Annotated in this window: 8 protein-coding genes; 4 read left to right on the forward strand and 4 right to left on the reverse strand. The window is 70.8% G+C overall.

Annotated features, from left to right (window positions below):
• Positions 1 to 138 precede the first annotated feature (138 nt).
• Together DQW85_RS11870 and DQW85_RS11875 are read right to left on the reverse strand one after the other, a co-directional pair.
• Positions 139 to 1,695, reverse strand: a complete 1,557-nt coding sequence (locus DQW85_RS11870; RefSeq protein WP_113700390.1) for a penicillin-binding transpeptidase domain-containing protein — start codon at positions 1,693 to 1,695, stop codon at positions 139 to 141.
• A 35-nt stretch (positions 1,696 to 1,730) separates the two neighbouring features.
• Complete coding sequence (locus DQW85_RS11875; protein WP_338043376.1) at positions 1,731 to 2,090, reverse strand: MerR family transcriptional regulator; 360 nt, start codon at positions 2,088 to 2,090, stop codon at positions 1,731 to 1,733.
• Positions 2,091 to 2,171: 81 nt separating this feature from the next.
• On the opposite strand from DQW85_RS11875, the gene DQW85_RS11880 reads away from it, so the two are divergent.
• The gene (locus tag DQW85_RS11880; RefSeq protein ID WP_113700392.1) at positions 2,172 to 3,095 is read left to right on the forward strand and encodes an aldo/keto reductase; all 924 of its coding nucleotides are present in this window, start codon (positions 2,172 to 2,174) and stop codon (positions 3,093 to 3,095) included.
• Between the two features lie 22 nt (positions 3,096 to 3,117).
• Here DQW85_RS11880 and DQW85_RS11885 read toward each other — a convergent pair whose 3' ends face one another.
• Entirely contained in the window at positions 3,118 to 3,759 is a 642-nt protein-coding gene (locus DQW85_RS11885; protein ID WP_113700393.1) for a TetR/AcrR family transcriptional regulator, read from the reverse strand.
• Positions 3,760 to 3,848: 89 nt separating this feature from the next.
• Between DQW85_RS11885 and DQW85_RS11890 the strand changes: the two genes are divergently transcribed.
• Positions 3,849 to 5,159 (forward strand): GH1 family beta-glucosidase, encoded by a 1,311-nt coding sequence (locus DQW85_RS11890; protein WP_113700394.1) that lies wholly within the window; start codon positions 3,849 to 3,851, stop codon positions 5,157 to 5,159.
• A gap of 31 nt (positions 5,160 to 5,190) precedes the next feature.
• Here the strand turns inward: DQW85_RS11890 and DQW85_RS11895 are convergent, their stop codons facing one another.
• On the reverse strand, positions 5,191 to 6,087 hold the full coding sequence (locus DQW85_RS11895) for a coiled-coil domain-containing protein (protein ID WP_113700395.1): 897 nt from the start codon (positions 6,085 to 6,087) through the stop codon (positions 5,191 to 5,193).
• A gap of 202 nt (positions 6,088 to 6,289) precedes the next feature.
• Between DQW85_RS11895 and DQW85_RS11900 the strand changes: the two genes are divergently transcribed.
• A complete protein-coding gene (locus DQW85_RS11900) occupies positions 6,290 to 9,316 on the forward strand; it encodes a M14 family metallopeptidase (RefSeq protein ID WP_240197103.1) in 3,027 nt (1,008 codons plus the stop codon).
• Between the two features lie 152 nt (positions 9,317 to 9,468).
• Entirely contained in the window at positions 9,469 to 10,902 is a 1,434-nt protein-coding gene (locus DQW85_RS11905; protein WP_113700396.1) for an aldehyde dehydrogenase, read from the forward strand.
• Positions 10,903 to 10,961: the final 59 nt, after the last annotated feature.

Raw genomic sequence — 10,961 nt, forward strand, 5'->3', positions numbered from 1 at the left:
GGGAGCGCGCGCCAGACCGGACCGCGGTGGCCGGACCCACACCCCGGTTGCGCGCCACGGGGAGGACGCCGGACCGCCGCGCAGGAGAGCGCGGCACGGCCACGCGGCCCCAGCCGCGTCCCCCGCCCCATCCACGTGTCACGCCAGGGCGGCCTGGAGGATGGCGCGGGCTATCTGGGACGCGGAGGCCGGGGTCCGCTCCAGAACGACCGCCACGGCCACCTCCGGCGCCGTCGCCGGGGCGAAGGCGGTGACCACGGCCGGGGGGCCGGAGCCGGTCTTGGCCGCCACCTCCACCCCGGGCAGGACGAGGGCGGCGGCCGGTGCTGACGGCTGGGTGGTGGTGGCCATCAGGATGGCAAGCTGGCCGGCCAGCGCCGGGGACATGACCGTGCGGTAGGGCGTCGGGACGGAACGGTTGATGATCGAGCCGTCCGGGAGCCGGACCTCCTCCACGAGGTACGGCCACATCAGCACACCCCCGTTGGCCACCGCCGCCGAGAGCATGGCGATCATCAAGGGGGTCGCCCGATCGGCGTGCAGCCCGACGGCCGACAGGGCGGTCCCGGGCCGGTCCAGGGTGGCCGGGTAGGTGCTGGCGGCCACGGGGATCGGGATCCTCAGGTCGGGCACGCCGAAGCCGAACGCCTCGGCCTGGTCGCGCAGCAGGTCCTGCCCCAGTTGGAGGCCGAGGTTGGCGAACGCCGTGCCGCAGGAGAGCCGGAAGGCGTACGCCAGGGAAGGACGCCCGTCACCGCACACCCGCCCCTCGGCGTCAGGCAGCGAGGCGGCAGGGCTGGACGAGGACACGGACGGGCCGGGTGAGGACACGGACGGGCCGGGTGAGGACACGGGCGGGCCGGAGAGGGGCGCCGCCGCCTCCTCCGTGGACGGGGGCGAGGCCTGGGCGGGGGCGGGCGGGGCTGGGGGCGGCAGGTGGGGGTCGGAGGCGTCGATCTGGGAGGCGATCGTGTACTCGCCGGAGGCCAGCGCCGCGGCCGTGGTGACCAGCTCGAAGGAGGGGCCCGGCGGGTAGGTCCGGTGCAGGGCCCGGTTGAGCAGCGGCCGGGAGGGGTCCTCCCGCAGGCGCCGCTCGGCCGCGGCGAGGGCGGCGGTGTCCTGCGAGGCGAAGGCGCCGGGGTCGTACGACGGGTAGCTGGCCAGGGCGAGTATGGCTCCGGTCACCGGGTCCAGGGCCACCGCGGCGCCCGGGCTGCCCACGCGCGCGAGGCTCTCGTACGCGGTCCGCTGGATCCGGTCGCGGATGGTGAGCCTGACGTCCGCGCCCTCGGATGCCCCGTCCTTGACCAGGGCCCGCATCCGCACTCTCGCGTCGTGGCCGGCCAGCACGGCGTCCTCGGCGTGCTCGATGCCGGTGGCGCGGTTGAGGAAGAGGTGGCCGGTGACGGGCGCGTACGTCTCGCCGCCGGTGTGGACCCGCCGGTGCCGGTACGGCCCGGTGTCGGTCGCGCGGCTGGTGGCGACGGTGCGGCCGTCGTAGGTGAGGATGTCGCCGCGCGGATGCTCGTACCTGGCGAGGAGGGCGCGCTCGTTGCGCGGGTCGGCGTTCAGGCCGCGCGCCCGGAACGCCTGGAGGCAGGTGAGGTTGGCCAGCAGCGCGAACAGCAGCACCGCGCAGGCCACGGCGACGCGGCGCAGCGGTATGTTGATCCGTTTCGCCCTGGGCCCGGCCATGCGTCCTGCATAGCAACCGGCCCACAAAGCCAGTGCTACAGGACGCTGCGGTAGTAGGAAATCTTGTGGTGGATGTAGCGCTGACGCTCGGTGAGGTTGGCGATCTGGCCCTGGACGCGGCGGTCGTGCTCCTCCAGCAGCCGGATCCGGTCGGGGATCGTGTGGTCGCCGGCGCGGACCAGCTCGGCGAAGCGGAGCATCTCGGCGATCGGCATGCCCGTGTCGCGCAGGCAGCGGATCAGACCCAGCCAGCTGAGGTCGCTGTCGTTGAACCTGCGCTGGCCCGCCGCGTTGCGCTCGACGGGCTCCAGCAGGCCGATCTTCTCGTAGTAGCGCAGGGTGTCGAGGGTGAAGCCGGTCTCCTCGACGACCTCGGCGGGTGTGTACACGCTCACGCGGTAGAGCATCGCACCTGGAGTGGGCTCCAGGTCAAGGGCTTGACCTGGAGCCCGCTCCAGCCTCCACAGTGAGCGACCATGAACATCGCACTCGGGACCATCCCCTTCGGCACCACCGTCAGCGAGAAGGACTCTTTCGCCATCCTCGACCGGTTCGTCGAGGCCGGCGGCACCATGCTGGACACCGCGAACAACTACCCGTTCTGGGTAGAGGGCTGTTCGGGTGGCGAGAGCGAGCAGACCATCGGCGCCTGGCTGGCCGCGCGCGGCGACCGCGAGGCCGTGGTGGTCAGCACGAAGGTGGGCGCCCGCCCCACGGTTCCCGGTGACACCACGCTGGCCTCGGCCGAGGGGCTGTCGGCCGCCACCGTCACCCGGGCGGTCGAGGGCAGCCTCCGGCGGCTGCGGACCGACTACATCGACGTCTACTGGTCGCACATCGAGGACCGCTCGGTGCCGATCGAGGAGACGATGGGCGCCTTCGACGAGCTCTTCCGGCGGGGCGTGGTCCGGAGCGTGGGCGCCAGCAACCTGACCACCTGGCGGCTGGAGCGCGCCAGGAACGCCGCCGCCTCGCACGGGTGGCTGCGCTACACGTACGTGCAGCTCCGCCACACCTACCTGCGGCCCCGCCCGTTCGCCAGGCTCGCCGAGTCGGGGCACGTGCTCGCCACGGACGAGATGCTCGACTACGTACGCACCGAGCCCGATCTGACGCTGTGGGCGTACAACACGCTGATGGCGGGCGCCTACACGCGTGACGACCGCCCGCTGCCGGAGTCCTACGACCACGCGGGTACGGCCAGGCGGCTCGCCGCGCTGCGGGAGGTGGCCTCGGAGCTGGGCGTGACGCCGAACCAGGTGGTGCTGGCCTGGCTGCTGGCCGACGGACACGTCCCCATCGTGGGCGTCTCGACGATGGCGCAGCTCGACGAGGCCGTCGCCGCGGCGGACGTCAAGCTGGACGACGAGCTGCGCGCCCGGCTCGACGCGGCCCGCTGAGCCCTCGCAGCCACCCGGAGGCTCAGGGCAGGTGGTCGGCGAGGTAGCGGCGGACCAGTTGCTTGCACTCGGCGATCATGGTGGGGTCGCCGTCGGGGTCCATGCGGAACGCCAGCTTCAGCACCGCGTCCGTGGCCTCGACGGCGACCAGCAGCGCCCGGTCGAGGCCCTCGCCCGCGGGGGCGTCCAGCAGGTCGACCGTGAGGGCCCGCAGCCGGTCGGCCACGATCACGTTGTTCTCCAGGGCCGCGTCGAGCGTCCGGTCGGTGCCCGCGAGCACTGGCCCGCCGGGCCCCATCAGCACTTCGCCGAAGTCGACCACCGCGAAGCCCGGCGTGGTCCGTTTCATCACCACGAACTCGTCGATGGCCAGCTCGACGAGGTCTGTCCAGTGGCCGAGGTCCGCCGTGCGGGCGATCCGCTCGGTCACCCTCCCCACGAACGCCTCCAGGTTGCGCAGCGCCAGGGCTCGCACCAGGCCCTGTTTGTCGGGGAAGAACTGGTAGAACGTGCCGATCGGCACTCCGGCCCTGCGCGCGACCTCCTTGGTGGTCAGGGCCTCGTAGCCGACCTCGTCGAGCAGCGAAGCGCACTCGTCGAGCATCCGTTCGACCCGTTCCACGCTGCGGCGTTGGGCTGGACGGCGCCGCAATGTACTGGTCATGTCACCATCCTGTCGTATTACCAGCAAGTAAAGGCTCCCTCTCTTGACTCGGATAACATGAGCGCCTCTCACACCAGGAGGGAGTCGGGATGTTCCTGTGGGGTACGGCCACGGCCGCCTACCAGATCGAGGGGGCCGTCACCGAAGGCGGCAGGGGCCCGTCCATCTGGGACACCTTCTCGCACGAGCCCGGCCGCACCCGCGACGGGCACACCGGGGACGTGGCGTGCGACCACTACCACCGGTGGGAGGAGGACCTCGGGCTCATGTCCGGGCTGGGGGTGAACGCCTACCGGTTCTCGATCGCCTGGCCGCGCGTCCAGCCGGACGGCTCCGGCGCGGCGAACCCCGAGGGGCTCGGCTTCTACGACCGGCTGGTGGACGGGCTGCTCGCGGCGGGCGTCACGCCGGTGTCCACGCTGTTCCACTGGGACCTGCCGCAGGCGCTGCAGGACCGCGGCGGATGGATGAACCGGGACGTGGCCGAGCGCTTCGCCGGGTACGCCGCGATCGTGGCGGAGCGGCTGGCCGACCGCGTCCCGATGTGGATCACCCTGAACGAGCCGTTCGTCCACATGGCCTTCGGCCACGGCCTGGGCGTCCACGCGCCGGGCCAGGCCCTGCTGCTCGACGCGCTTCCCGTCGCCCACCATCAGCTCCTCGGTCACGGCCTGGCGGCGCGGGCGCTGCGCGCGGCCGGCGCCGGTCAGGTGCTGATCAGCAACAACTGCACCCCGGTCTGGCCGGCGTCGGACTCGGAGGAGGACCTGACCGCCGCCGCCGCCTACGACACGCTGCACAACCGGCTGTTCAACGATCCGCTGCTCCTCGGCGCCTATCCTGACATGTCGGCGTACGGGATCAAGAGCGTCGACGACGTGCTGGACATTCGCGACGGCGACCTGGCCGCGATCGCCACCCCGCTCGACGGCCTGGGCGTCAATTACTACAACCCCACCAGGATCGCCGCCCCCGCCCCCGGCGGCCTGCCGTTCACCGACGCGGGCATCACCGGCTACCCGGCCACCGCGTTCGGCTGGCCCGTCGTCCCCGACGGCCTGCGCGAGCTCCTCACCGGCCTCCGCGACCGCTACGGCGAGGCCCTCCCGCCGATCTACGTCACCGAGAACGGGTGCTCCCACGAGGACGAGCTCACCCCCGAAGGGGTCGACGACCAGGAGCGGATCGCCTACCTCCGCGAGCATGTCGACGCCCTCCAGCGGGCCCGGGGCCAGGGCGTGGACGTGCGGGGCTACTTCGTCTGGTCGCTGCTCGACAACTTCGAGTGGGCCGAGGGCTACCACCAGCGCTTCGGCCTCGTCCATGTGGACTTCGCCACCCAGCGGCGCACCCCGAAGGCGTCCTACCACTGGTACAGGGAGTTCCTGGCGGCCCAGTGAGCGGCGGCACCCGGCGGTCCGGCGCACCGGGTCAGAACACCGACACGTGGACGTGGTCGTAGTGGTTGGCCGTGACCCCGCCGCGGTCCGACATGGGGTCCCAGCCGCCGCCGGAGCGGATGTCGTAGTAGCGCTGCTTCCAGATGATGTACATGACGCCGAGCCGTGACCCGTTCTGGATCAGCCACTCGGCGAGGGCGTCGCCCCTGTCGGCGTCGGCTCCGGCGGCCATCCGGCCGCCGCCGGTGATCATGAAGTCGCAGGCGCGCCCCTTGCCGTGCTCGCCCGGGTCGCCGGGGCGCAGACAGCCCACGCCGTACGGCATCGGGAAGTTCTGCATGACCGCCGCGCGCACCGAGATCATGCGCTGGGTGAGACCCTCGGCGCCGCCGGGCTGCTGGAAGCCGTACTTGGCGAGCAGGCGCTCCATCTCGCGGCGCTTGCCCTGCAGGACCTTGATCTCCCGCCTCATCTTGTTGATCTTGTCATTGGCCGCGAGCTTGGCCTTCCTGGCGTTGGCGATCAGCGTCTCGATCTGCTTGACCTTGCTGGTGCGCTCGTCGGCCATGTGGAGCATGTTGGCCGCGTTGCCGAGCGCCTTGTAGGGCTCGACGTCGAGGGAGAACAGCTGGGCGCCGCTGAGCGGACCGGCGATGTAGGCGGTCTGCGCGATGGCGCTCACGTCGGCCCTGGCGCGGGCGAGCCCGGCCTGGAGGTCGTCGGAGTTGTCCAGGGCGCGCCGGGCCTGGATGCGCAGCTCCTCCAGGCTCTGGATCTGGCCGCGGTAGAGCTCGTTGAGGCGGGCCGCCTCCTTCGTCAGCTTGCGCAGCTCGGCGGGGCTGGGGTCGGCCGAGGCGGCATGCGGGAAGGGGAACAGGACAAGCCCGGCAAGCAGGACGGCGAACAGGACGACCCGACCCGCTTTCACGCCCTGCCCTCCCCTCATAGACGGACCGAAACTATAGAAGATGATCTTGATCGCTGTCATCCGAACGAGGGAACCCACGTACCTTTGGCGAGCCTTATCGCGATTTGTCGGTACATAAGGTCTTTGTAAAGATTGGGTCTTGCCTAGATCGCGGAGCCGGATTGAGATTGGCGACGAACTCGTCTCTGCGAAGGGGCAGACCGTGTCTCGAACCTCAGCTCTCGCCCTCGCCGTCATCCTCGGCCTGGGCACGTCCCTCGTAGCCGTGGAAGCCCAGGCGACGACCGACCCGTTACCACCCCGCGACAGGATCGAGCTCTACCAGCTCGACAGCCCGCCGGGGACCGCCCAGACCCTCCGCGAGAAGGGCTTCGACGTCGTCCAGCAGGAGGCCAGGTCCGGCAAGGAGCACATCGAGCTGACCGCGGCCCAGAGCGACCTGGACGGCCTGCGCAAGCTCGGCTTCAAACCCGAGCCCGTACGCAACGTCAAGGGGCAGACCCAGCTCGAGGCGGCCAAAGCACAGGCCGCCGGCGGCTACACCGTCTTCAAGTCCTACTCCGAGCCCGGCGGCATCGCCGACCAGCTCAGGGCCATCGCCAACGCCAACAAGGACATCGTCAAGCTCCAGTCCCTCGGCAAGTCGGTTAAGGGCCAGGACATACTCGCCGTCAAGGTCAGCACGCTGGCCAGGGCGCTGCCCGACGGCCTCAAGCCCGCCACGCTCTACTCGGCCACGCAGCACGCCCGCGAGTGGATCGCCACCCAGGTGGACATGCGGCTGCTGAAGTACGTGGTGGCCAACAAGGCGTCGCTGCGGGACCTGCTCAACCGGACGGAGCTGTGGTTCGTGCCGGTGGCCAACCCCGACGGGTACGACTTCACGTTCACCGAGGGCAACCGCCTCTGGCGCAAGAACCTGCGCGACAACAACGGAGACGGCAAGATCACCAGTGGCGACGGCGTCGACCCCAACCGCAACTTCCCCACGAACTTCCACTACGACGAGGAGGGCTCCTCCTCGATACCGAGCAGCGAGACCTACCGCGGCACCGGCCCGGCCAGCGAGCCCGAGACCAGGGCCATGGACGGGCTGCTCAAGCGCGTCGGGTTCGAGATGCAGCTCAACTACCACTCGTTCGGCCCCCTGCTGCTCTACCCGCTGGGCGTGCAGATCGCCACGGAGACGGCGGACAACCCGATCTACGAGACGCTGTCCGGCACCGACGCCAAGCCCGCGATTCCCGGCTTCGACCCCGACCTCGGCGCGGAGCTCTACACCACCAACGGCGACACCAACGACCAGGCGCACTTCCAGTACGGCACGCTGTCCTGGACGCCGGAGCTGAACGAGGGCTGCGACGGCTGCGGCTTCGTCTTCCCGGACGACGAGGCGCTGGTGCAGGCGGAGTTCGAGAAGAACATCCCGTTCGCCCTCGACGTGGCCAAGTCCGCGGTCAACCCGGTGGAGCCGGTGAGCCACCTGGGCAACAAGACCCCCGACTTCGTGCTCGACCCGTTCGAGGTCAGCCACGGCAAGGACCAGGTGGTCCAGGTCAACGCCAAGCGCAGGCTCGGGCCCGTCCTGCTCAACTACCAGGTCAACGGCGGCCGTACCAGGACGGTCCTGACGAGCGAGTGGAGGGGCGGCGAGCGCTACGGCAAGGGCTACAACCGCTACTACCACTGGATGCGCGGCAAGATCACCGGGACCAGCCCCGGCGACAGCGTCAAGGTCTGGTTCAGCTCGATCGGCAAGAAGAGCGGCGACTTCACCTACAAGGTCGCGTCCGACATCGGCGGGCAGGTGCTGGTGCTGGCCACCGAGGACGTCACCGGCATCAGCCCCGCGCAGGGCGTGCCGGAGGCCAAGTACGCCGACGACTACGTCAAGGCCCTGGACGAGTCAGGCTACACGTCCGACGTGTACGACATGGACAAGACGGGGCGCAAGGCCCCGCACCCGCTCGGCGTGCTCAGCCACTACAAGGCCGTGGTCTGGGAGACGGGCGACGACATCATCCCGAGGAGCACCGGCCAGGCGCCCGGCACCACCTCCAAGGGCGGCGTGGAGACCGAGCTGGCCGTCCGCGACTACCTGAACGACGGCGGCAAGCTGCTGCACGCGGGCAAGTACCCCTCGTACGCGGCCAACAACAACGGCGCCTACTACTACCAGCCCGACCAGCCGGCCCAGCCGGAGTGCACGGTGCCGAACGACCCGCCGTGCATCCCGGTGTTCAACGACTTCCAGCAGTACTACCTGGGCGCCTACGTGTTCTTCGACGACGGGGGCACCGACCACGACACGGGGCAGCCGTTCGCACTGAAGGGCGTCGGCGGCCGGTTCGACGGCTTCGACGGCACGCTGGAGCCGTCCCACACCAACTCCTTCGTGGCCACCTCGGCGATCCTGCCCGCGGCGCGGTTCCCGCTGTTCGCGAGCTCCGCGCCGGTCAAGTGGGCGCGGCCGGGCGGCCCGTTCGACCCGCACACCGGCTCCTGGGACGTCTATAGCGGCATCGCCGACGTCTCGTGGAAGCGGCTGACCAAGACCATCGATCTGACCGGCAAGAGCGGCGGCGACCTGTCGTTCTGGACCTCGTACGACACCGAGGCCGACTGGGACTTCCTGACCGTGGAGGCCCGCACGGCCGGCCAGGACGACTGGACCACGCTCCCGGACGCCAACGGCCACACCTCGCAGGCGACCGGCAGCAGTTGCGCGCCGCCGAGCGGTGGCGCCGGCTGGCGCACCATCCACCCGTTCACCCAGCGCTACCAGGGGCCGAACTGCGAGCCGACCGGCACCTCCGGCTCGTGGCACGCGGCCTCGGGCAACTCCGCCGGCTGGCAGCAGTGGAAGATCGACCTGACGCCGTACGCGGGCAAGAAGGTCGAGCTGTCGATCTCCTACATCAGCGACTGGAGCACCCAGGGCGCGGGCGTCTTCCTCGACGACTTCAAGGTCACGCTGGACGGCGCCACGGCCGAGGAGACCTCGTTCGAGCCCGACCTCGGCGGCTGGACCGCCGCCGGACCGCCCGAGGGGTCCTCCCCGTCGATCAACAACTGGTTCCGCACGGACCAGGTCTTCGAGGAGGGCGGCGGCGTCACCACCAGGGACACCGTCTACCTGGGCTTCGGTGTGGAGAGCCTGACCACCCAGGCCATGCGGACCGACGTGGTGAAGCGCTCGATGCAGCACCTGATAGGAGACCCACGCTGATCGTCCAGCCCGGCTCTCATGACCGGGCGGAGGGGCACGGCACTTCCCGCCGTGCCCCTCTTGCGCGTACGGACAGAACATGGTTCGGTCACCTTGAGTGGTCCTGAAACAAGCAAGCATTCGCTCAAACGCCAGAGCGGGAGGCTCACGACATGCGCCAGCACGACACGCTGTACATCGGGGGCGAATGGGTGGCCCCGGCGGGCACCGGCACCATCGACGTCATCTCACCGCACACCGAGCAGGTCGTGGGCCGGGTTCCCGACGGCACGGCCGAGGACATGGACCGGGCGGTCGCCGCGGCGCGCGAGGCGTTCGACCGCGGCCCCTGGCCGCGCATGACGTTCGCCGAACGGGCCGAGGTGATCGCCCGCCTCGCCGGGATCTACGCGGCCCGGCAGGAGGAGATGGCCGCGCTCATCACCGAGGAGATGGGCTCGCCGATCACCTTCTCCCGGCTCGCCCAGGCACCGCAGCCGCTCGGCATCCTGCAGTACTACGCCGAGCACGGCAAGACGTTCCAGCAGGAGCAGCAGCGGCCCGGCCTGTTCGGCCCGACGACCGTGCGGCGCGAGCCGGTCGGCGTGGTGGCGGCGGTCGTGCCGTGGAACGTCCCGCAGTTCGTCGCGATGACCAAGATCGCGCCCGCGCTGCTGGCCGGCTGCGCGATCGTGCACAAGCCCGCCCCGGAGACGCCGCTCGACGCCTACCTGCTGGCCGAGATGGCCCACGAGGCCGGGATACCCCCGGGCGTGCTCAACATCGTGGCCGCCGGCCGCGAGGCGGGCGAGCACCTGGTCTCCCATCCGGACGTGGACAAGGTGGCGTTCACCGGCTCGACCGCGGCGGGCCGGCGCATCGCCTCGATCTGCGGCGAGCAGCTCAAGCGGGTCAGCCTGGAGCTCGGCGGCAAGTCCGCGGCGATCATCCTCGACGACGTCGACCTGCCCTCCAGCATGGGCATGCTGGCCATCGCCTCGCTGCTGAACAACGGCCAGGCCTGCGTCGCGCAGACCCGCATCCTGGCCTCGCGCAACCGGTACGACGAGGTCGTCGAGGCGGTCGCGAACATGGTCACCTCGCAGCCCGTCGGCGACCCGGCCGACCCGGCCACCGGCATCGGCCCGCTGGTCGCCAAGCGGCAGCAGGAGCGCGTCGAGGGCTACATCAGGATCGGCATGGACGAGGGCGCCAAGGTCGTCGTCGGCGGGCTCGACCGGCCGCACGAGCGGGGCTGGTACGTCGCGCCCACGGTCTTCGCGGGCGTGGGCAACGACATGCGCATCGCGCGCGAGGAGATCTTCGGCCCGGTGCTGGCCGTGATCCCGTACGAGGACGAGGCCGACGCGATCCGCATCGCCAACGACAGCGACTACGGTCTGGCCGGCACCGTCTGGACGGCCGACGCCGACCACGGCATGGAGGTGGCCAGGCAGGTGCGCACCGGCACGTACGGGGTCAACTGCTACATGCTGGAGGCCAACACGCCCTTCGGCGGCTACAAGGCCAGCGGCGTCGGACGCGAGCTCGGCCCCGAAGGGCTCGACGCCTACCTGGAGTACAAGACGATCGCCCGGCTGGGCTGACCGGGCCTCCCGCCAGGCCGGCCGAGCGACGCGGGGCTCCGGCGCTGCCGCGCCGGAGC

It is taken from the genome of Nonomuraea lactucae (genome assembly GCF_003313395.1).
Lineage (GTDB): Bacteria > Actinomycetota > Actinomycetes > Streptosporangiales > Streptosporangiaceae > Nonomuraea > Nonomuraea lactucae.

Coding starts and splice junctions, on each gene's coding strand:
- DQW85_RS11870 (WP_113700390.1), bottom strand. CDS start 1,695: ATGGCCGGGCCCAGGGCGAAACGGATCAACATACCGCTGCGCCGCGTC.
- DQW85_RS11880 (WP_113700392.1), top strand. CDS start 2,172: ATGAACATCGCACTCGGGACCATCCCCTTCGGCACCACCGTCAGCGAG.
- DQW85_RS11885 (WP_113700393.1), bottom strand. CDS start 3,759: ATGACCAGTACATTGCGGCGCCGTCCAGCCCAACGCCGCAGCGTGGAA.
- DQW85_RS11890 (WP_113700394.1), top strand. CDS start 3,849: ATGTTCCTGTGGGGTACGGCCACGGCCGCCTACCAGATCGAGGGGGCC.
- DQW85_RS11905 (WP_113700396.1), top strand. CDS start 9,469: ATGCGCCAGCACGACACGCTGTACATCGGGGGCGAATGGGTGGCCCCG.